Annotated in this window: 15 protein-coding genes; 10 read left to right on the plus strand and 5 right to left on the minus strand. The window is 72.8% G+C overall.

Annotated elements, in window-relative coordinates:
* Positions 1 to 3,063, plus strand: coding sequence for a helix-turn-helix transcriptional regulator (locus ABTZ17_RS14500; protein ID WP_502994679.1), 3,063 nt, complete (start codon positions 1 to 3; stop codon positions 3,061 to 3,063).
* Here the strand turns inward: ABTZ17_RS14500 and ABTZ17_RS14505 are convergent.
* The 3 genes from ABTZ17_RS14505 to ABTZ17_RS14515 form a co-directional block, all read right to left on the minus strand.
* Complete coding sequence (locus ABTZ17_RS14505; protein ID WP_352195921.1) at positions 2,990 to 3,205, minus strand: DUF6191 domain-containing protein; 216 nt, start codon at positions 3,203 to 3,205, stop codon at positions 2,990 to 2,992. The two genes, ABTZ17_RS14500 and ABTZ17_RS14505, sit on opposite strands and share 74 nt — an antisense overlap.
* 85 nt (positions 3,206 to 3,290) lie before the next feature.
* Positions 3,291 to 4,445: a PQQ-dependent sugar dehydrogenase gene (locus ABTZ17_RS14510; protein WP_502994680.1), complete on the minus strand. Its 1,155-nt coding sequence runs from the start codon at positions 4,443 to 4,445 to the stop codon at positions 3,291 to 3,293.
* A 215-nt stretch (positions 4,446 to 4,660) separates the two neighbouring features.
* On the minus strand, positions 4,661 to 5,653 hold the full coding sequence (locus ABTZ17_RS14515) for an aldo/keto reductase (protein WP_352195923.1): 993 nt from the start codon (positions 5,651 to 5,653) through the stop codon (positions 4,661 to 4,663).
* A 74-nt stretch (positions 5,654 to 5,727) separates the two neighbouring features.
* Here ABTZ17_RS14515 and ABTZ17_RS14520 point away from each other — a divergent pair, with 74 nt between their 5' ends.
* The 6 genes from ABTZ17_RS14520 (at position 5,728) to serA (ending at position 15,456) form a co-directional block, all read left to right on the plus strand.
* The gene (locus ABTZ17_RS14520; RefSeq protein ID WP_352195924.1) at positions 5,728 to 6,666 is read left to right on the plus strand and encodes a 2-hydroxyacid dehydrogenase; all 939 of its coding nucleotides are present in this window, start codon (positions 5,728 to 5,730) and stop codon (positions 6,664 to 6,666) included.
* A 275-nt stretch (positions 6,667 to 6,941) separates the two neighbouring features.
* Positions 6,942 to 9,830, plus strand: coding sequence for a putative bifunctional diguanylate cyclase/phosphodiesterase (locus ABTZ17_RS14525; RefSeq protein WP_352195943.1), 2,889 nt, complete (start codon positions 6,942 to 6,944; stop codon positions 9,828 to 9,830).
* 204 nt (positions 9,831 to 10,034) lie between these two features.
* A complete protein-coding gene (locus tag ABTZ17_RS14530) occupies positions 10,035 to 11,921 on the plus strand; it encodes an acetolactate synthase large subunit (protein WP_352195925.1) in 1,887 nt (628 codons plus the stop codon).
* A gap of 29 nt (positions 11,922 to 11,950) precedes the next feature.
* Complete coding sequence (ilvN, locus tag ABTZ17_RS14535) at positions 11,951 to 12,475, plus strand: acetolactate synthase small subunit (protein WP_352195926.1); 525 nt, start codon at positions 11,951 to 11,953, stop codon at positions 12,473 to 12,475.
* A 93-nt stretch (positions 12,476 to 12,568) separates the two neighbouring features.
* A complete protein-coding gene (gene ilvC, locus ABTZ17_RS14540; protein WP_352195927.1) occupies positions 12,569 to 13,570 on the plus strand; it encodes a ketol-acid reductoisomerase in 1,002 nt (333 codons plus the stop codon).
* Positions 13,571 to 13,866: 296 nt separating this feature from the next.
* Positions 13,867 to 15,456 carry a phosphoglycerate dehydrogenase gene (gene serA, locus ABTZ17_RS14545; protein WP_352195928.1) on the plus strand — a complete coding sequence of 530 codons (1,590 nt, stop codon included), beginning with the start codon at positions 13,867 to 13,869 and terminating at the stop codon, positions 15,454 to 15,456.
* Positions 15,457 to 15,546: 90 nt separating this feature from the next.
* Here the strand turns inward: serA and ABTZ17_RS14550 are convergent, their stop codons facing one another.
* Complete coding sequence (locus tag ABTZ17_RS14550) at positions 15,547 to 17,100, minus strand: MFS transporter (RefSeq protein WP_352195929.1); 1,554 nt, start codon at positions 17,098 to 17,100, stop codon at positions 15,547 to 15,549.
* A gap of 103 nt (positions 17,101 to 17,203) precedes the next feature.
* Here ABTZ17_RS14550 and ABTZ17_RS14555 point away from each other — a divergent pair, with 103 nt between their 5' ends.
* Entirely contained in the window at positions 17,204 to 17,767 is a 564-nt protein-coding gene (locus ABTZ17_RS14555; protein ID WP_352195930.1) for a TetR/AcrR family transcriptional regulator, read from the plus strand.
* A gap of 66 nt (positions 17,768 to 17,833) precedes the next feature.
* Here the strand turns inward: ABTZ17_RS14555 and ABTZ17_RS14560 are convergent, their stop codons facing one another.
* On the minus strand, positions 17,834 to 19,081 hold the full coding sequence (locus ABTZ17_RS14560) for a PucR family transcriptional regulator (RefSeq protein WP_352195931.1): 1,248 nt from the start codon (positions 19,079 to 19,081) through the stop codon (positions 17,834 to 17,836).
* 204 nt (positions 19,082 to 19,285) lie between these two features.
* On the opposite strand from ABTZ17_RS14560, the gene ABTZ17_RS14565 reads away from it, so the two are divergent.
* Together ABTZ17_RS14565 and pruA are read left to right on the plus strand one after the other, a co-directional pair.
* Complete coding sequence (locus ABTZ17_RS14565) at positions 19,286 to 20,239, plus strand: proline dehydrogenase family protein (RefSeq protein ID WP_352195932.1); 954 nt, start codon at positions 19,286 to 19,288, stop codon at positions 20,237 to 20,239.
* A 57-nt stretch (positions 20,240 to 20,296) separates the two neighbouring features.
* Positions 20,297 to 21,928: an L-glutamate gamma-semialdehyde dehydrogenase gene (gene pruA / locus ABTZ17_RS14570; protein WP_352195933.1), complete on the plus strand. Its 1,632-nt coding sequence runs from the start codon at positions 20,297 to 20,299 to the stop codon at positions 21,926 to 21,928.
* The last annotated feature ends 59 nt before the right edge of the window (positions 21,929 to 21,987 follow it).

Raw genomic sequence — 21,987 nt, forward strand, 5'->3', positions numbered from 1 at the left:
ATGCTCGGCGACGTGGAAACCAGATCCGTCAGCCCGGTGTTCGTCGGCCGAGCCGACGAACTGGCCGTACTCACCGACGCACTGAGCAGGGCCGGTCGGCAGGAGCCCCAGGCCCTCCTGATCGGCGGCGAGGCCGGGGTCGGAAAGACCCGCCTCACCGAGGAGTTCCTCGACGAGGCCGCCCGCCGCGACGCGGTGGTGGCCGTCGGAGGCTGCGTGGAGATCGGGGCGGAGGGCCTGCCCTTCGCCCCCTTCTCGACCGCCCTGCGCGCCCTGCGCCGCCTCCTCCCCGAGGAACTGGCCGAGGCCGCCGCCGGACAGGAGGACGAACTCGCCCGGATCCTCCCCGAACTCGGCGACACCCCCCGCGGCCCCCACGACGAGGAGAGCACCGCCCGCCTCTTCGAACTCACCGCCCGGCTCCTGGAGAAGCTCGCCACCGACCGCACCCTGGTCATCGTCCTCGAAGACCTCCACTGGGCCGACACCTCCACCCGGCACCTGCTCTCCTACCTCTTCCGCACCCTCGCGGGCGGCCGCCTCGTGCTCGTCGCCACCTACCGCGCCGACGACGTCCACCGCCGCCACCCGCTGCGCCCCCTCCTCGCCGAACTCGACCGGCTGCGCACCGTCCGGCGCCTGGAACTCTCCCGCTTCACCCGCGCCGAGGTCCGCCGGCAGCTCACCGGGATCCTCTCCGCGCCCCCCGACGAGGATTTCGTCGACACCGTCTTCGGCCGCTCCGACGGCAACGCCTTCTTCGTGGAGGAACTGGTCGCCTCCATGGAGGACGGCTGCCGCACCGGCCTCACCGAATCCCTCCGCGACCTGCTGCTCGTCCGGGTCGAAGTCCTCCCCGAGAGCGCCCAGCGCGTGGTCCGCCTGGTCGCCGAGGGCGGCTCCACCATCGAGTACGCCCTCCTCCTCGCCGTGTCCCGGCTCTCCGAGGACGAACTCATCGAGGCCCTGCGCGCGGCCGTCGGCGCCAACATCCTCCTGCCCACCGCCGACGGGGACGGCTACCGCTTCCGCCACTCCCTGGTCCGCGAGGCCGTCAGCGACGACCTGCTCCCCGGCGAGCGCTCCCGCGTCAACCGCCGCTACGCCGAAGCCCTCGAAGCCGACCCCGCCCTCGTCCGCGCCGAGGAACGCACCATCCGCCTGGCCAGCTACTGGTACTACGCCCACGACCCGGCCAAGGCCCTGCCCGCCGTCCTCGACGCCTCCGTCGCGGCCCGCCGCCGGCACGCCTACTCCGAGCAGCTCACCCTCCTCGAACGCGCCATCGACCTGTGGGACCAGGCCCCGCAGGAGGTCCGCGAGGAACTGCGCCCGGTGGACTTCACCGAGGTCTACCCGCCCTGCGGCTGCGACGGCGACACCCCGCTCCAGCGCATCGACCTGTTCGCCGAGGCCACCCTCGCCGCCCGCTTCGGCGGGGAGCGCGAGCGGGCCATGAAGCTCTCCCGCACCGCACTGCGCCTCCTGGAGAACGGCGGCGACCCGCTGCGCGCCGCCTGGTTCTGGACCGAACGCTCCCGCCTCGTCGCCAGCCTCGCCCGCGGCGACGGCTGGGAGGAACTGGCCACCGCCCAGGAACTCGTCCGCGGCCTGCCGCCCTCCCAGGTGCACGCCGAAGTGCTCGTGCTCGTCGCGGGCTGGGGCATGCTCAACCGCCCCGGCCCCGACAACCTCCCCACCGCCGAACGCGCCGTGTCCTACGCCCGCATGATCGGCGCCGAGGAGATCGAGCTCAACGCCCGCCTCACCGTCGGCTCCCTGCTCGCCGACGACGACCTCGAACGCGGCCTCGCCGAGATGCGGGCCGTCCTCGACCGGGCCGGCGAACTGGGCCTCGCCATGCTCATCGGCCGCGCCCACATCAACATCTCCTCCATCCTCGAATGCGCGGGCCGCTCCGCCGAGGCCGTCGAGACCGCCGAACGCGGAGTGCAACGCGCCCGCTCCTTCCGCCTCCTCGACTCCGAGGCGTGGATCAGCGGCAACATGTCCGAATCCCTGTACAGCCTGGGGCGTTGGCAGGACTCCGGCCGCGCCGCCGAACAGGCCGTCCGCTCCGCGCAGAGCGCCAAGCCCCGGGGCTCCGGCAGCACCCGACTGGCCCATCTGGCCCTGGCCCGCGGCGAACTGACCGAAGCGGCCGCACAACTCGCCGCCGCCCGCGCGCACTTCTCCGTACGGGAATCCGCCCCGCAGCACACGCTCCCGCTCTTCCGGCTGGCCATCGGCATCGCGGCCGCCGAGGGACGCATCCTCGACGCGCGCGCCGAGACCGCCCGCGCCGCCGCCTTCGGCTTCCCGCTCGGCAACCACCGCTACGCCTGGCCGGTGCTCCTGGCCGCGGCCACCGCCGAGGCCGACGCCCGGGGCCTGCCCGCCGCCGACCCCGGCCGCGACGAGGCCCTGGCCCTGATCCGCGCCTCGACCCGCTCCCTGCCCACCCCCGGCCCCGTCTGGCGGGCCTACGAGCGGTACGTCCGGGCCGAACTGCTCCGCGCCGAGGGTCGGGACACCGCAGCCGACTGGCAGGAGGCCGCGACCGCCGCCGCGCAACCGGAGCGCCCCTACCTCCGGGCCCGGATCCGGCACCGACTCGCCGAGGCCCTCCTCGCCGACGGCGGCGACCGCGAGGAGGCCGGCGCCCTGCTGCGCGCGGCCCACACCACCGCCGACGCCCTGGGCGCCCGCCGCCTCCGCGAGGACCTCGCCCTGCTGGCCCGCCGCGCCCGCCTGCCGCTCACCGCCCCCGACGCCCCGGCCCCCGCCCCCGCCGAGGACCCCGTCGAGGCCCTGGGTCTGACCAGCCGAGAACGCGACGTGCTGCGGCTGGTGGCCGTCGGACACAGCAACCGGCAGATCGCCGAGGAGCTGTTCATCTCCCCGAAGACCGCCAGCGTGCACGTCTCGAACATCCTTGCCAAGCTGGGCGTGGCGGGCCGCGGCGAAGCCGCCGCCCTGGCCCACCGCCTCAGGCTGTTCCCGACCCCGACCCCGACCCCGGCTGTGCACCGGACTCCGGCTCCTGTTCCGCCAGGCGTATGAGGATCCGGCCGGACTCCAGGTCCACCGGGCCGCGCCCCGGATCGGCGTCCGGGGCGTCCGTCCGGGTCAGCTCCAGCCGCCGCCGTTCCTCCTCCGCGTGACGGCGGCCCGGGGCGAACAACTCGTCGAGCGATGAGAACACGGCGGCCTCCTCGGGCCCGGGCAGCGGGTGGCGTCGGGTGTCAGGTGTCGGGTGTCGCAGGGGGCGGGGATCCGCGCGCCGCCGGTCACCGGACCGTCAGGGACAGGATCCGATCGTCCCCGGCACCGGGGGAGCCCCGGCCGTCGGTCTCGCTGGTGACCAGCAGCAGCTTGTCCCCGCCCAGCGGGACCACGGTGCGCAGCCGCCCGTACTCCTCCGTGAGGAAGGCCCGCGGCTCCGCGGCGGCCTTGGTCCCGTCCAGCGGGATCCGCCACAGCCGCTGACCCCGCAGCCCCGCCATCCACACCGAGCCCTGCGCCCAGGCGATGCCGCTGGGGGAGGCCCGGTCGGTGGGCCAGACGGCCACCGGGTCCACGAACCCGGCCCGGCCGGCCTTGCCCTCCGCCTCCGGCCAGCCGTAGTTCGCCCCGGGCCGGATCAGGTTGAGCTCGTCCCAGGTGTCCTGGCCGAACTCGGCCGCCCACAGGCGTTTGTCGGCGTCCCAGGCCAGGCCCTGCACGTTGCGGTGGCCGTAGGAGTAGATCACCGAGTCGGCCTCCGGATTGCCGTGCACGGGCTGTCCGTCCGGGGTCATCCGCAGGATCTTGCCGCCCAGCGAGCGCCGGTCCTGCGCCAGGGGCTTCCGGCCCGCCTCCCCGGTGCCCGCGTAGAGCATGCCGTCGGGGCCGAAGGCGATCCGGCCGCCGTTGTGCGTGAACCCCTTGGGGATGCCGCGGAACACCGTGTCCGGCGCGCCGAGCCGTTGCCCCGCCGGTCGGCGCTCGTCGTACCGCATCCGCGCGATGCGGTTGTCGGACTCCGTGGTGAAGTACGCGTACACCAGCCGGTCCGAGGCGAAATCGGGGGAGAGGGCCAGGCCCAGCAGCCCGCCCTCGCCCTCGGCGGCCACCCCGGGCACCTCGCCCACCGGGACCACCCGGCCGGTGCCGCTCTCCACCCGGCTGATCGTGCCCTCGTCCCGCGAGCCCACCAGCAGGTCGCCCCCGGGCAGCGGGGCCACCCCCCACGGGCTGCGCAGCCCCTCGGCCACCGTGCCCGTGACCGTGACCCCGCCCTCCGCGGGCGCCCCGGATCCGGAGGGCGCCTCCGACGGCTCCGCCGGGCCGCTCGCCGTGCCCGTCGCCCCCGGCCCCCAGACCCGCTCCGCCTCCGCGCCCCCGCTCCCGGCGCAGCCGGCCAGCAGGGCCGCCCCGCAGCCCGCCGCCACCAGGGCCCGCAGGGCCCCGCGGGCCCGTCGGCCCCGCCCCGCGCCCGCCGCCCCCGGGGCACCGTCCGCCCGTGTCCGTCCGCCCGACATGGCCCACTCCCTCCGGTCGATGGGGTGCCCGCCCCGTGCGGGGCCCCACACCAGTCAGAACCGTCCGGGGGTCGCCCCGGGTTCCAGGTCCTCGTACACCCGATCGAGTGGTCCGCGGGGGCGCCCTCGGGATCGGCTCAGTACCAGGCTTCCACGGCGGCCGGGAAACCGGCCATCTCGTCCAGGTCCGCCGCCGTCAGCAGCACCCCGGCCGCCCGCGCGTTCTCGTCCGCCCACCGCTCCCGCTTGGTCCCCGGCACCGGCACCACGTGCGGTCCCTGCGCCAGCACCCAGGCCAGCGCCACCTGCCCCGGGGTGACCTCGGGCCCGTGCCGTCGGGCTATCCGCCGGAGCCCCGCCACCAGCCGCCCGTTCCGCGCCATCGCCTCCGCCGTGAATCGGGGGTGCCGGGCCCGCGGGTCCTCCGGCTCGAAGCCCTGCCCCGCCTTGAGCGCCCCGGTCAGGAAGCCGCTGCCCAGCGGCATCGCGGCCAGGAAGCCCACGCCCCGGGCCGCGCACCACGGCAGCAGCGCGGGCAACGCGCGCAACGACCACACCGACAGCTCCGCCTGCACCGCGCTCACCGGGAACACCTGCTGCACCAGCTCCAGCTGACGGATCGTCGTCCCGTACAGCTCCGCCCCCCGCCGCGACCGCGCCCCCAGCGCGCAGAACCCCAGCGACCGCACCTTTCCGGCGCTCACCAGCTCCGCCATCGCCCCCCAGGTCTCCTCCACCGGAACGTCCGGGTCCGGGCGGTGCAGCTGGTACAGGTCGATCACGTCGGTCTGTAGCCGCCGCAGCGAGGCGTCGCAGGCCCGCCGCACGTACCCCGGGCGCCCGTTGGTCACCAGGTGCCCGTCCCCGAGCTGGAGCCCGACCTTCGTGGAGAGGAAGACGTCCCCGCGCCGCTCCCGCAGCACGCGCCCGATCAGCAGCTCGTTCGTGAACGGTCCGTAGACGTCGGCCGTGTCCAGGAGGTTCGCCCCCAGGTCCAGGGACCGGTGCACCGCCCGCACCGAAGCCTCGCCGTCCCGCTGCGAGGCGCTGTAGGCCCAGCTCATCGGCATGCACCCGAGCCCGACGGCCCCGACGGCGAGCCCCGACGCCCCGAGAGTCCTGCGCTCCACCTGCCCGTACCCCTCCCTCTGCCGCCCCCCAAACTAACCTCTTGATCCACGACGGCTTCGCTTAGCCTCCTGGCATGACGAAAGACGTGTGGCTGCCGATTCCGGCCGACGAGATCCAGGGCCTGCCCGCGGGCCTGACCTACCACCTGTGGGACGGCGGACCGGAGTTCCCCGCCGACCCCGCGGAGTGCGCGTACTACGTGGTTCCGTACATGAAGGGCCCGGCCGTGGCCACCCGGCCGCTGCCCGGGATGACCTCCGTGGAAGTCGTGCAGACCCTCTCCGCGGGCATAGACCACGTCCAGCCCGGGCTCGGCTCGCTGCGCCCCGGCGTGCGGCTGTGCAACGCCCGCGGCGTGCACGAGGCCAGCACCGCCGAGCTCACCCTCGCCCTGGTGCTCGGCTCGCTCCGCGGCCTGCCCGGCTTCGTGCGCGGCCAGGACCGCGAGGAGTGGCGCGACGGCTTCTACCCGGCCCTGGCCGACAAGTCGGTGCTGATCGTCGGCTACGGCTCCATCGGCGCGGCCATCGAGGACCGGCTCGCCCCCTTCGAGTGCGCCTCCGTCACCCGGGTCGCCCGGACCGCCCGCACCACCGCCCGCGGCCCCGTGCACCCCCTCGCCGACCTTCCCGGGCTGCTCCCCGACGCCGACGTGGTGATCCTCTCCACCCCGCTCACCGAACAGACCCGCGGCCTCGCCGGGGCGGAGTTCCTGGCGCGGATGAAGGACGGCGCCCTGCTCGTCAACGTGGCCCGCGGCCCCGTGGTGGACACCGCGGCCCTGCTCGCCGAGCTGGAGTCCGGCCGGCTCCGGGCCGCCCTCGACGTCACCGACCCCGAACCGCTGCCCGCCGGACACCCGCTCTGGCACGCCCCCCACGTGCTGATCACCCCGCACGTCGGCGGCAGCACCTCGGCCTTCATGCCGAGGGCCAAGCGGCTCATCGCGGAACAGCTGACCCGCTTCGCGGCGGGGGAACCGGTGGTGAACACGGTCCTTACCACGGAATGAGCCCGCCGGGGCGCCACCGGGATCCGTTCGGGTGCACCCGGCGCCCGTAAATCCCCCGGTTGGTCACGCAGAGTAGAGACTCTATGTCCCTGAGTGACGGAACTGGTGTATCGTCCGGAACGGGGGGCTGCGCCGTGAACGTACGGCGCTGGGGAGTGATCGGACACTTTGGGGGGGCGACGGGCGATGCACGGCCAATGGGCGAAGAATCCGAGGCGGCGAAGCCGCCGCACACGGCGGGCGCCGGCCGCGCCGCTCCCGGCCCGGGGGCCCCGGTGAGCGCCCCCGGGGCGCTCCTGGAGCAGCCCCCGGTCGCCGGAGGCGGGCGGGGCGTCCTCCCGCAGTTCCTCCTCGCGATCGTCTGCGGCGGATACGCCGTCGGGGCCGCCCTCGGCTGGGGGTCCGAGCAAGCCGCCCTGATCATGGGCGACTTCGGACTCAGTGCGGCGGGCCTCCTCGCCGCCGTCTCCTGCTTCTCGTACGCCCGCACCGAGGGCATCCGGGAGCGCCCCGCTTGGCTCCTCTTCTCCTTCTCCTCCCTCATGGGCGCCTGCGGCAACCTGGTCTGGGGCTGGTACGAAGTGGTGCTCCGCCAGGAGGTCCCCGGCGCCTCCGTGGCCGACTTCTTCTTCCTCTGCTTCGCCCCGCCCGCCATCGTGGGTCTGCTCGTCCTCGCCAAACGCCCCGTCACCCGGGCCGGTTGGGTCTGCCTGGCCCTGGACTCCTGGCTGATCGGCGGCTCGCTGCTGACCCTCTCCTGGAGCCTCGCCCTCGCCCACGCCACCGAGACGGTGGCCGCCGGCGGACAGGGCAGCGTCCCCCGGGCCGCCCTCTCCCTGGCCTACCCGCTCCTGGACATCGCCCTCGTCTCCATCGTGCTGGTCCTGCACTTCCGGCGGTCCCCGGCGAACCGCTCCGCCGTCAACACCGCCATCGCCGCGCTCGCCCTCACCGTGCTCAGCGACGCCCTGTTCACCTCGCCCCTGCTCCGGGCCAGCTACGAATCAGGGCAGCTCCTCGACGCCGGCTGGTTCGCGGGCTCCCTGCTGCTCGCCTACGCCCCCTGGGGCGCCCGGCGGCTCTACGGCCCCGACGGCCCCCCGCCCGCCCCGCCCCGCGGCCCCCGCCCGCACGGCCGCCCCCTCACCGGCTCGCTGCCCGCCCTCACCCCGTACCTGGCCGCCGCCGTGTGCACCCTCGGGATCCTGTACAACGTCGTCGACGGGCGGCGGGTGGACCGGGTGGTCGTCTTCACCGGCTGCACCGTGGTCCTCGCCCTCGTGGTCCGCCAGGGCATCATGCTGCTCGACAACATCGCCCTCACCCACGAGCTGGCCCAGAAGGAGAACCACTTCCGCTCCCTGGTCCAGGGCTCCAGCGACGTGATCATGATCGCCGCCCCGGACGGCGTACTCCGCTACGTCAGCCCCGCCGCCGCCGGGGTCTACGGGCGCGAGGCCGACGAGCTGGTCGGCACCGAGCTGCCCAGCCTCATCCACCCCGAGGACCTCGGACGCGTCATCCACGAGGTCCGCCGCTTCCTGGCCGCCGCCCCCGGCGAGGAGACCGCCACCCGCATCGAGTGCCGCTTCCGCTCCGGCGCCGGGGAATGGCTCAACGTCGAGTCCACCGTCAACCGCCACCAGGGCGGCCTGATCCTCAACAGCCGTGACGTGACCGAACGCGTCCGCCTCCAGGCCCAGCTCCAGCACAGCGCCGAACACGACCCCCTCACCGACCTCCCCAACCGCGCGCTGTTCACCCGCCGCGTCCGCCAGGCCCTCACCGGCCGCCGTGCCGGGGACCGCGGCACCGCCGTGCTCTTCATCGACCTCGACGGCTTCAAGGCCGTCAACGACACCATCGGCCACCAGGCGGGCGACGAGCTCCTCGTGGAGGCCGCCCGCCGCCTCCAGGACTCCGTCCGCGCCGGGGACACCGCCGCCCGCCTCGGCGGGGACGAGTTCGCCGCCCTGATCCTCGGCGACGGCAGCCGGGACCACTCCGCCCGCGAGCACCAGGCCCGCGAGATCGCCGACCGGCTGCGCACCACCCTCTCCCAGCCCTACCGGATCGCGGGCACCGAGGTCCGCGTCGCCGCCAGCATCGGCGTGGCCTTCGCCGATCCCGGGGTCACCCCCGCCGACCTCATGCGCAACGCCGACCTCGCCATGTACCGGGCCAAGGCCGGCGGCAAGAACCGGGTCGAGCTGTACGCCCCCCAGATGCAGACCGAGGTGCTCCGGCGGGCCGAAATGGCCGGCCGGCTCCGCTCCGCCGTCCACGGGGGCGAGTTCGCCCTGCTCCACCAGCCCGTGGTCTCCCTCGCCACCGGAGCCGTCACCGCCGTGTCCGCCCAGGCCCGCTGGCGCTCCGCCCAGGGACTGCTGCTCACCCCCGCCGAGTTCCTCCGTGCCACCGACGGCGGCGCGGAGGACCGTGCCGCGGGCGGTCGCAGGGCATCCGGCGGCCCGCCCGGCGGGGCTCAGGCGGCCCAGCTCGGCCGCCGACTGCTGGAGGAGGCGGTGGCCCAGGCCGCCGAGCGGTACCGGGCCGGGCACCGGATCCCCGTCTCGGTCCGGGTGTCCGCCCACGGCCTGCTGGACCGCTCGGTGCCCCCGGCCTCCGTGGAGGCCCTGCTGAACCGCCACGGCCTGCCCTCCGGGGCCCTGGTCATCGAGCTGTCCGAGAGCGACCCCCGGCTGGCCTTCGACGAGCTGGAGCGCCGCCTGGCGGCCCTGCGACGGCTCGGCGTCCGGATCGCCCTCGACGGGCTCGGCAGCGGCTACGCGGCCATCAGCGCCCTGCGCCGCCTCCCCGTGGACGTACTGAAACTCGATCGCGGTCTCGTCGAGGGCGTGGTGGAATCGGCCAGACTGCACAAGATCACGGCCGGATTGTTGCGCATCGCAAACGATCTGGGCATGCCCTCGGTGGCCGAGGGCGTGGACCTCCCCGAGCAGGTGATGGCCCTGCGCGCCATGGGCTGTACACACGGCCAGGGCATGGCCTTTTCCGGCCCCCTGGACGAGTACCGACTGCGTCGCTCCCTCGTTCGGGGTACGTTCCCCGTACCGGGAGGTAACCCGATGGCCGTTCTGGCAGGCGGATCTCCAGTGGGCCGTAGGGGCTCACATAATGAGACGTCCGTCCCACCTACTTGACACCGACCTCCCCCCGGAGGGAGGGTCTGTGCCATGCGCACCCGAATTCTCGTACTTGGAAAGCGCGTCGGCTGAAGCCGGGACCCGACTGTCCCCGCTGATCGCACCCGACGCGCTCCCCTCGCTTGCCTTCCGGCACGAGGGGTTTTTTGTTGCACTGGCAACACCCGAATCCCCCGCACAACCCTCAGCTTCGAGAAGAGAATGCCGATGACCGAGCAGGCCACCGGGGCCCACCATCCGCAGCCGCGGGCCCGTAACGGCGGACAGCAGACCGCTGCGATCGAGCACGTCACGGGTGCGCAGTCCCTCATCCGTTCTCTCGAAGAGGTGGGGTGCGACACCGTCTTCGGCATCCCGGGCGGTGCCATCCTCCCGGCGTACGACCCGATGATGGACTCGCAGAAGGTCCGTCACATCCTGGTCCGCCACGAGCAGGGGGCCGGCCACGCCGCCACCGGCTACGCGCAGGCCACCGGCAAGGTCGGCGTCTGTATGGCGACCTCCGGGCCCGGCGCCACCAACCTGGTCACCCCGATCGCCGACGCGCACATGGACTCCGTCCCGCTCGTCGCCATCACCGGTCAGGTCTCCTCGAAGGCGATCGGCACCGACGCCTTCCAGGAAGCGGACATCGTCGGCATCACGATGCCGATCACCAAGCACAACTTCCTGGTCACCAGGGCCGAGGACATCCCGAAGACCATCGCCGAGGCCTTCCACATCGCCTCCACCGGCCGCCCCGGCCCGGTCCTGGTCGACATCGCCAAGGACGCCCTCCAGTCCCGCACCACCTTCACCTGGCCGCCCGCCCAGGACCTGCCCGGCTACCGGCCGGTCACCAAGCCGCACGCCAAGCAGATCCGCGAGGCCGCCAAGCTGATCGTCCAGGCCAAGCGCCCGGTCCTGTACGTCGGTGGCGGCGTGATGAAGTCCGGCGCCACCGCCGAGCTGAAGGTCCTGGCCGAGCTGACCGGGATCCCCGTCACCACCACCCTGATGGCGCTGGGTTCGTTCCCGGACAGCCACCCGCTGCACGTGGGCATGCCCGGCATGCACGGCGCGGTCACCGCGGTCACCGCGCTCCAGAAGTCGGACCTGCTGATCGCCCTCGGCACCCGCTTCGACGACCGGGTCACCGGCAAGCTGGACAGCTTCGCCCCCTTCGCCAAGGTCATCCACGCCGACATCGACCCGGCCGAGATCGGCAAGAACCGCGCGGTGGACGTCCCGATCGTCGGCGACGCCCGCGAGGTCATCGCCGATCTGGTCCAGGCCGTCCAGGCCGAGCACACCGAGGGCCACACCGGCGACTACGCGGCCTGGTGGACCGACCTGAACCGCTGGCGCGAGACCTACCCGCTCGGCTACGACCTGCCCTCCGACGGCATGCTCTCCCCGCAGCAGGTCATCGAGCGGATCGGGCAGCTGGCTCCCCAAGGCACGATCTACGCGGCCGGCGTCGGCCAGCACCAGATGTGGGCCTCGCACTTCGTGAACTACGAGGAGCCCCGCACCTGGCTGAACTCCGGCGGTGCCGGAACGATGGGCTACGCCGTCCCCGCCGCGATGGGCGCCAAGGTCGGCGCTCCGGACCGCACGGTCTGGGCGATCGACGGCGACGGCTGCTTCCAGATGACCAACCAGGAGCTGGTCACCTGCGCGCTGAACAACATCCCGATCAAGGTCGCGATCATCAACAACGGCGCGCTGGGCATGGTCCGCCAGTGGCAGACCCTGTTCTACAACCAGCGGTACTCCAACACCGTCCTGCACGCCGACGAGACCGGTCACGGCACCGTCGGCTCGCAGCTCGGCGAGTCCACCGCCCCCCGCAAGGGCACCCGCGTCCCGGACTTCGTCAAGCTGTCCGAGGCCATGGGCTGCGTGGCCCTGCGCTGTGAGGACCCGGCCGACCTGGACAAGGTCATCGCCGAGGCCAACGCCATCAACGACCGTCCGGTCGTCATCGACTTCATCGTCCACGAGGACGCCATGGTCTGGCCGATGGTCGCCGCCGGCACCTCCAACGACGAGGTCATGGCCGCCCGGGGCGTCCGCCCCGACTTCGGCGACAACGAAGACGACTGAGCGCAGAGCGCAGAGAGAGACCGACGCACATGTCCAAGCACACGCTCTCCGTCCTGGTCGAGAACACCCCCGGCATCCTGGCCCGGATCGCCGCCCTGTTCTCCCGCCGCGGGTTCAACATCGACTCCCTCGCGGTCGGCGTCACCGAGCACCCCGACATCTCCCGCATCACGATCGTCGTGAACGTCGAGGACCTTCCGCTGGAGCAGGTGACCAAGCAGCTCAACAAGCTGGTCAACGTGCTCAAGATCGTCGAGCTGGAGCCCTCCGCCGCGATCCAGCGCGAGCTGGTCCTGGTCAAGGTCCGCGCCGACAACGAGACGCGCTCCCAGATCGTCGAGATCGTCCAGCTGTTCCGCGCCAAGACGGTGGACGTCTCCCCGGAGGCCGTCACCATCGAGGCCACCGGCGGGGCCGACAAGCTGGAGGCCATGCTCAAGATGCTGGAGCCCTTCGGCATCAAGGAGCTCGTCCAGTCGGGCACGATCGCCATAGGGCGTGGCGGACGGTCCATCACGGACCGCAGCCTGCGGGCGCTCGACCGCAGCGCCTGACCCGCCGTCCGCTCGTATCCCGAGACCGCAAGACTTCCTTTCCGTCCCCCGCCGTACGGTGGGAGCAACATCAGCGCACCAAGGAGATTCCCAGTGGCCGAGCTGTTCTACGAGAACGACGCCGACCTGTCCATCATCCAGGGCCGCAAGGTCGCGGTCATCGGCTACGGCAGCCAGGGCCACGCCCACGCGCTGTCGCTGCGTGACTCCGGCGTCGATGTCCGCGTCGGCCTCCAGGAGGGCTCCAAGTCCAAGGCGAAGGCCGAGGAGCAGGGCCTGCGCGTGGTCTCCGTCGCCGAGGCGGCGGCCGAGGCCGACGTCATCATGATCCTCACCCCGGACCCGATCCAGGCCCAGGTCTACGAGGAGTCCATCAAGGACAACCTGAAGGAGGGCGACGCGCTCTTCTTCGGCCACGGCTTCAACGTCCGCTACGGCTTCATCAAGCCCCCGGCGCACGTGGACGTCGCCCTGGTCGCCCCGAAGGGCCCGGGCCACCTGGTCCGCCGCCAGTACGAGGAGGGCCGCGGCGTTCCGTGCATCGCCGCCGTCGAGCAGGACTCCACCGGCAAGGCCTTCGAGCTGGCGCTCTCCTACGCGGCCGGCATCGGCGGCACCCGCGCCGGCGTCATCAAGACCACCTTCACCGAGGAGACCGAGACCGACCTGTTCGGTGAGCAGGCCGTCCTCTGTGGTGGCGCCTCGGCCCTGGTCAAGGCGGGCTTCGAGGTCCTGACCGAGGCCGGCTACCAGCCGGAGATCGCGTACTTCGAGTGCCTGCACGAGCTGAAGCTCATCGTGGACCTCATGTACGAGGGCGGCCTGGAGAAGATGCGCTGGTCGGTCTCCGAGACCGCCGAGTGGGGCGACTACATCACCGGCCCGCGCGTCATCACCGACGCCACCAAGGCCGAGATGAAGAAGGTCCTCGCCGAGATCCAGAACGGCGAGTTCGCCAACACCTGGATGGCCGAGTACAAGGCCGGTCTGCCGAAGTACAACGAGTACAAGAAGGCCGACGAGGAGCACCTGCTGGAGACCACCGGCAAGAAGCTCCGCAAGCTGATGAGCTGGGTGGACAGCGAGGAGAACTAGTCCTCGGACCCTCTCCGGCGCGGGGGCCGGGGCCGCATCCCACGGGTGCGGTCCCCGGCCCCCGCGCGCACCCCGGGCCGGGACCGCCGGGGTCGGGGCGCGGCCCGGTTGTCCACCTCGGCCAACCACGGACGGGTGATCCTTCCGGACAGGCGGAAAACCCTCCGCTCCGCGCCACTACACTGCTCAACACATACGCGTCAGGCCCACAGTGTCGTGCGTCTTCCACGCGGCTACCCCCTCCACCGCCTGCGGCCGTCGGGACGGCCGTCCGCACTGGACTTGTGAGGACCCACGTGAGCTCGAAACCTGTCGTACTCATCGCCGAAGAGCTGTCGCCCGCCACCGTCGAGGCCCTCGGCCCCGACTTCGAGATCCGGCACGTCAACGGAGCCGACCGCGCGGAGCTGCTGCCCGCGATCGTCGACGTGGACGCGATCCTCGTCCGCTCCGCCACCAAGGTCGACGCGGAGGCCATCGCGGCGGCCCGCAAGCTGAAGGTCGTGGCCCGCGCCGGTGTCGGCCTCGACAACGTGGACGTCTCCGCCGCCACCAAGGCCGGCGTGATGGTCGTGAACGCCCCGACCTCCAACATCGTGACCGCCGCCGAGCTGGCCTGCGGTCTGCTCATCGCCACCGCCCGCAACATCCCGCAGGCCAACACCGCCCTGAAGAACGGCGAGTGGAAGCGGAACAAGTACACGGGTGTCGAGCTGAGCGAGAAGACCCTCGGCGTGGTCGGCCTCGGCCGGATCGGCGTCCTGGTCGCCCAGCGCATGTCGGCCTTCGGGATGAAGGTCGTCGCCTACGACCCGTACGTGCAGCCCGCGCGGGCCGCTCAGATGGGCGTCAAGATGCTGACGCTCGACGAGCTGCTGGAGGTGGCCGACTTCATCACGGTGCACCTGCCCAAGACCCCCGAGACCCTGGGTCTCATCGGTGACGAGGCCCTGCACAAGGTGAAGCCCTCGGTCCGGATCGTCAACGCCGCGCGCGGTGGGATCGTGGACGAGGACGCGCTGTACTCGGCGCTGAAGGAGGGGCGCGTCGCGGCGGCCGGTCTGGACGTGTACGCGAAGGAGCCCTGCACGGACTCCCCGCTCTTCGAGCTGGACCAGGTGGTCTGCACCCCGCACCTGGGCGCCTCCACCGACGAGGCCCAGGAGAAGGCCGGCATCGCCGTGGCCAAGTCGGTGCGGCTGGCCCTCGCGGGCGAGCTCGTGCCGGACGCGGTCAACGTCCAGGGCGGGGTCATCGCCGAGGACGTGCGCCCGGGTCTGCCGCTCGCCGAGAAGCTGGGTCGGATCTTCACCGCCCTCGCCGGTGAGGTCGCGGTCCGGCTGGACGTCGAGGTCTGCGGCGAGATCACCCAGCACGACGTGAAGGTGCTCGAACTCTCCGCGCTCAAGGGCGTGTTCGAGGACGTGGTGGACGAGACGGTGTCCTACGTCAACGCCCCGCTGTTCGCGCAGGAGCGCGGCGTCGAGGTGCGGCTGACCACCAGCTCGGAGTCCCCCGACCACCGTAACGTCGTCACGGTCCGCGGCACCCTGTCGGACGGTCAGGAGGTCGCGGTCTCGGGCACGCTGGCCGGCCCGAAGCACCTCCAGAAGATCGTCGGCATCGGCGACTACGACGTGGACCTGTCGCTCGCCGACCACATGGTGGTGCTGCGCTACCAGGACCGTCCCGGCGTGGTCGGCACGGTCGGCCGGATCCTCGGCGAGGCCGGTCTGAACATCGCGGGCATGCAGGTGGCGCGCGCGGAGGAGCACGGCGAGGCCGTCGCCGTCCTCACCGTCGACGACACCGTGCCGCAGTCGGTGCTGACGGAGATCTCCGAGGAGATCGGCGCGGCCTCGGCGCGCTCGGTCAACCTGGGCTGATCCCGGCGCCGGGCGACCGGCGGACGTGGCGGAAGGGCCCGGAGGATCGCCTCCGGGCCCTTTCCCGTGCCCCGTGCCCGCTCCGACTCCTCAGGGGGTGCCGGGGGCGGCGGCGCGCGGGTCCGTGCGGTCGGGGGAGGCTCCCGGGGTCGGGCACGGGGTCCGGTCCCGGTGGCCGCGCAGCAGCAGGGCCGCCGGGACGGCCGCGGCCAGCAGCACGGCGGTGCCGCCGAGGGCCGCGTACCCCATGCCGTGCACGAAGGCGGTGCGGGCCGACTCCAAGAGCGCTTCGCCGGCCGGGCCGCCGGTGCGGGCGGCGGCGGCCGCGGCCGCGCCCAGGGTCTCACGGGCCGCGGGGTCCGTGCCCGCCAGGTCCGCCCGGTAGACGGCGGTTCCCAGGCTCCCGAGCAGGGCCATGCCCAGGGCGCCGCCGAACTCCTGGCCGGTCTCCAACAGCGCGGCCGCCGAACCGGCCTTCGCCACCGGGGCCGCCCCCAGGGCCAGGTCGGAGACCAGGGACATCACGGTGACGATGCCGCAGGCGAGGACGGTGGCGCCGGTCAGCAGCAGGGCCAGGGAGTCCGTGCCCACCCGGCCGAGCAGCGCGAACCCGGCCGCGGCGATCACGAATCCGGCGGCCACGACCGGGCCCCGACCGAACCGACCGCCCAGCGCCGCGGCGGCGGGGGCCGCGGCACCCACCGCGAGGGAGGGCGCCAGGCTCCACAGCGCCGCTTCCAGGGAGCCCATGCCGAGCACGGACTGCAGGTACTGGGTGGAGAAGTAGGCGGAGCCCATCATCGCGAACGCGGCCACGGTGTTGAGGGTGACGCCCGCCCCGAAGCGACGGTCCCGGAACAGCCCCCGGTCGATCATGGCCCCGGACCGGGTCCGTTGGCGCCGGACGAACAGCCAGGTGAAGCCCAGCCCGACGACCACGGCCGTCAGGGGGAGGGGCTGAGGACCCCGGGCGGCGCTCTCCTTCAGTCCGTACACCACCGGCAGCACGGCCGCCATGGACAGCGGCACGCTCAGCAGGTCGAAGCGGCCGGGGGAGGGGTCCCGGGACTCCGGGACCAGGAGGGGCGCGAGGATCAACAGCAGCGCCATCGCGGGCACGTTGACCAGGAAGACCGACCCCCACCAGAAGTGCTCCAGCAGCAGGCCGCTGAGGACGGAGCCGAGGGCGATGCCCCCGGCCATGGCCCCCGACCACAGGGCGACGGCCTTGCTCCGCTGGGCCTCGTCCCGGAACAGGTCGCGGACCAGGGCGAGGGTGGAGGGCATCAGGGTGGCCCCGCCGACGCCCAGCAGGATCCGGGCCGCGATGAGCATCTCGGCGCTGCCGGCGTACGCGGCGGCCACGGAGGCGGTGCCGAAGGCGGCGGCGCCCGCCAGGAGCAGCCTGCGGCGGCCGATCCGGTCGCCCAGCGACCCCATGGTGAGCAGGAGCCCGGCCAGGGCGAAGGCGTAGCTGTCGAAGATCCACAGTTGCTGGGTGGCGCTGGGGTCCAGCTCCCGGGTGAGGGCGGGGACCGCGAAGTAGAGGACGGAGACGTCCATCGAGACCAGGAGGAGGGGCAGCAGGAGGACGGTGAAGGCGGTCCATTCCCGGCGCCCGGCGCGGGCTGCGGAGTGCGTCATGGCGAGGAATGTACAGCCGTCATAAACGTCTGTCTATGACGCTTGTGTGAAACGCGTGTCTTGTACTGCCGTCTTGTACGGGTGTCTTGGTAGGGTCCGGCGCATGGGACACAAGGAAGACCTGCTCGAAGGCGCCAAGAAGTGCCTGCTGGAGAAGGGGTTCGCGCGCACCACCGCGCGCGACATCGTGACCGCCTCCGGCGCGAACCTGGCCTCCATCGGCTACCACTACGGATCCAAGGACGCCCTGCTCACCCAGGCGTACGTGGCCCTCGTCGGCGAGAGCGGATTCCCGGCCGACCCCTCCGGTGCGCCGGGGAGCCTGGACCGCTTCCGCGAGGTCTGGGAAGCGGTCGTGGCCCGGCAGGAGGAGGCCCGACCGGTCTGGGCCGCGAGCCTGGAGGTGGCCCTCGCCGGTGACCGGCTGCCCGAGCTGCGCGCTCTCTTGACGGCCTCTCAGGAAGAGGGGCGCCGGGGCCTGGTGGCCATGTTCACGGGCCGCCCGGAGGAGGAGGTGACCGAGCGCGAGATGCGGACCCTCGGCGCCTTCTACCAGGCGCTGCTCAACGGGCTGATGGTGCAGTGGACCTTCGACCCGGAGTCGGCGGCCACCGCCGAGGAGCTCACCGAGGGCATGCGTCTGGCCGCGGAGGCGGCCCGCGGGTGACCTCCGTCCGCGTCCGCCCTCCCGCGGCGGCCCTCCGCCCCGCGCGATCCCGCCCGGGCGGTGGGCTCAGGGGGCCAGTCGGCGGGCCTTGAGGGACATGTGGAGGAGGAGCCGGTCCTCGCCCTCGTCGAGGTCCAGCCCGGTGAGCTGCTCGACCCGGGAGAGCCGGTAGTAGAGGGTCTGGCGGTGGATGCCCAGGGCCGCCGCCGCCCGACCGGCCTGACCGGCGCAGTCGAGGAACACCTCGGCGGTCCGGGCCAGTTCGGGATGGGCTGGGGAGAGCAGGGCCTCCGTGGCCGGGTCCCGCACGGCCCCCGGCGGCAGGGCCGCCAGCATTCGGTACGGGCCGATCTCCGCCCATCGGGCCACCGGGCCGCCCTGCGGGCGGGCCGCCGCCGATCGGGCGGCCGCCACCGCCTCCTGCCAGGCCGCACCCAGGTCGGCCAGGCCGCGGCGGGCCGTCGCCACCCCGGCGGTGCTCCCGCCGCCCGCCCCCGGCGCGCCCCCGCTCCCGTTCACCCCGCCCGCCCGCGCGGGGCCGGCCGCCGGGGCGCGCCCGGCCGGTCGCCCCGCAGGGCCCGGTCCCGTACCGCCCGCGCCCCCCGCGACCAGCCGCTCCGCGGCCGCCACCGCCGGACCCGCCGCCTCCGCCGACCGCAGCCGCAACAGCACCGCCAGGGCCGGCGGGCCCTCCGACCGGGCCGGGGCCACGCAGACCGCGGCCGCGCCCGGCACCGACTGCGGGAGCTCCCCGTACCAGGGGGACACGCACACCACCGCGTGGAGGCCGTCGGCCGCCGCCCCCAGGGCGGACCGGAGGGCCGCCACCGCCATGTCCTGCTGCCAGCCCCGGTGGGCCGTCAGCACCGCCTGGAACTCGCGGGAGAGGTCCGCGCCCGCCTTCGCCTCGTCGGCCAGCAGCGTCCCGATCCGGGCCGCCACCTCCATGGCCGCGTCCAGCCGGGCGGCGTCCGGGCCCGGTTCGGTGTCCAGTAGCCACACGTACCCGTGCACGATGCCCCGGTGCCGGACCGGCAGGCAGATCCGGCCCCGGAACACCCCGGCGTCCGGGGCCGCGGGGATCCGGACCGGGCCGGTGGCCTGGGCGATGCCGAAGCCCTCGAACCAGCTGCGGACCGCCGCCGTGGACTGCCGGGTCAGGATCGAGCGGGTGCGCACCGGGTCCATGGCGAGGTCGTCCTCGCTGTCGTGCGCGCCGAAGGCGATCAGCTGGAAATCGCGGTTCTCCAGGGTCGCCGGGGCGCCCAGCAGCGCCGAGATCTCGTCCACCAGGTCCTGGTAATCGCCTTTCACGCGGTCATTCTCCCACCCCTTCAGACATCTGTCTGAGATCGCGACCACGGATGCGTGACAGGTGTCGATGGTCGAGGATCGGATCGATCCTTAGGTTTCACGGTGGTTCTCCGTGTCGCGACGGTATAAGGATGATCTGTTCATCTTCATGACTTTCGTGGCGCTTTCCGCACTAGCTTTCTGCCACCCGTTGGAGGTGCCCCCGTGCTGGGTCCCGTGATCCTCGCCGCGTCCCGCAGCGACAAGATGCGCAAGATCGTCTCTGCTGCCCCGGTGACCAAGCCGGTGGTGAACCGCTTCATCCCGGGCGAGACCGTCGACCAGGTGATCCCGATCGTGTCGGAGCTCGACGCGAAGGGCCTGGAGGTCACCCTCGACGTCGTCGGCGAGGACATCACCACGGTGGAGCAGTCGCACGCCGCCCGCGACGCCTACCTGGAGCTCATCGGCCGCCTCAAGGAGCTGGGCCTGGGCACCAGGGCCGAGATGTCCGTGAAGCTGTCGATGTTCGGCCAGTCGCTGCCGACCTCCGTGACCGCCCCGGCCTTCGAGAACGGCCACGAGCTGGCCCTCTCCAACGTCCGCCCGGTCGTCGAGGCCGCCGCCGCCATCGGCACCACGGTCACCCTGGACGCCGAGGACCACACCACCCTCGACTCGATGTTCGCCATCCACGAGGAGCTGCGGAAGGACTTCCCGCAGACCGGCTGCGTCATCCAGGCCTACCTCTTCCGCACCGAGGCCGACGCCCGCCGCCTGGCCGCCGCCGGCAGCCGCGTGCGCATCGTCAAGGGCGCCTACAAGGAGCCCGCCGAGGTCGCCTACCTGGACAAGGGCGAGATCGACAAGGCGTACGTGCGGATCCTGAAGATCCTCATGGCCGGCGACGGCTACCCGATGATCGGCTCGCACGACCCGCGCCTCATCGCCATCACCCAGGAACTGGCCCGCCAGGCCGGCCGCAAGCTCGACGAGTACGAGTTCCAGATGCTGTACGGCATCCGCAGCGAGGAGCACGTCCGCCTCGCCGCCGAGGGCCACCGGATGCGCGTGTACACCGCCTACGGCACCGACTGGTACGGATACTTCATGCGCCGCCTCGCCGAGAAGCCGGCCAACCTGCTCTTCTTCGTCCGCTCGATGATCACCAAGAACTAGCTCGGCCCGAGCGCCCCCGGTCGGCAGAACACCCCTCACCAAGGAGACACCCCTCTCATGGATGCTGTGACCCAGGTCCCCGCGCCGGTCAACGAGCCGGTTCACTCCTACGCCCCCGGCAGCCCCGAGCGCGCCCGCCTGGAGGCCCAGCTCAAGCAGCTGGCGGAGAACCCGATCGAGCTCCCGATGACCATCGACGGGGTCAAGCGGATGGGCGGCGGCGACCGCTTCGACGTGGTGCAGCCGCACGCGCACAAGTCCGTCATCGGCACCTACGCCAACGCCACGCGGCAGGACGCCCAGGACGCGATCGACGCCGCCCTGGCCGCCGCCCCGGCCTGGCGCGCCATGTCCTTCGACGACCGCGCCGCGATCATCCTGCGCGCCGCCGAGCTCCTCGCCGGCCCCTGGCGCGAGAAGCTGGCCGCGTCCACCATGCTCGGCCAGTCCAAGACCGCCCAGCAGGCCGAGATCGACACCCCCTGCGAGCTCGTCGACTTCTGGCGCTTCAACGTCCACTTCGCCCGCCGGATCCTGGCGGAGCAGCCGGAGGCCAACTCCGCCGGCGTGTGGAACCGCAGCGACCACCGCCCGCTGGAGGGCTTCGTCTACGCGATCACGCCGTTCAACTTCACGGCCATCGCGGGCAACCTGCCCACCGCCCCCGCCCTCATGGGCAACGTCGTGGTGTGGAAGCCGTCCCCGACGCAGACCCACTCCGCCGTGCTGCTGATGGAGCTCCTGGAGGCCGCCGGCCTGCCCAAGGGCGTCATCAACCTGGTCACCGGCGACGGCATCGCCGTCTCCGAGGTCGCCCTGGAGCACCCGGAGCTGGCCGGCATCCACTTCACCGGCTCCACCAAGACCTTCCAGTACCTCTGGAAGACCGTCGGCAACAACATCGAGAAGTACAAGTCCTACCCGCGCCTGGTCGGCGAGACCGGCGGCAAGGACTTCGTCGTGGCGCACCCCTCCGCGGACCGCGCCATCCTCAAGACCGCCCTGACCCGTGGCTCCTTCGAGTTCCAGGGCCAGAAGTGCTCGGCCTCCTCCCGCGCCTACGTCCCGGCCTCCATCTGGAACGACGGCTTCAAGGAAGAGTTCGCCGCCGAGGTCGACGGCATCACCATGGGCCCGGTCACCGACCTGTCGAACTTCATCGGCGCCGTCATCGACGAGCGGTCCTTCGCCAAGAACAAGGCCGCCATCGACCGCGCCCAGGCCGACCCGACCTGCACCGTCGTCGCGGGCGGCAGCTACGACGACTCCGAGGGCTACTTCGTCCGCCCGACGGTCATCGCGTGCACGGACCCGGAGAACGAGGTCTTCACCACCGAGTACTTCGGCCCGATCCTCGCCGTGTACGTCTACGAGGACGACAAGTACGACGAGATGCTGGCCCAGATGGAGTCCGTCTCCGCCTACGCCCTCACCGGCTCCGTCATCGCCCAGGACCGCTACGCGGCCGCGGACACGATGGAGAAGCTCCGCTTCGCCGCGGGCAACTTCTACATCAACGACAAGTCCACCGGCGCCGTCGTCGGCCAGCAGCCCTTCGGCGGCGGCCGCGCCTCCGGCACCAACGACAAGGCCGGTGCCGCCTCCAACCTGCTCCGCTGGACCTCGACCCGCTCCATCAAGGAGACCCTGGTCCCGCCGACCGAGTACGGCTACCCCCACATGGGCTGACCCGCCCCGGGGCCGCCCGCCGGCCCCGCCCCTGACCCCGCCCCCGTTCCGGTACCCCC

Origin of the sequence: Streptomyces sp. NPDC097619 (assembly GCF_040302735.1) — a bacterium.
In the GTDB taxonomy this organism is placed as follows: domain Bacteria; phylum Actinomycetota; class Actinomycetes; order Streptomycetales; family Streptomycetaceae; genus Streptomyces.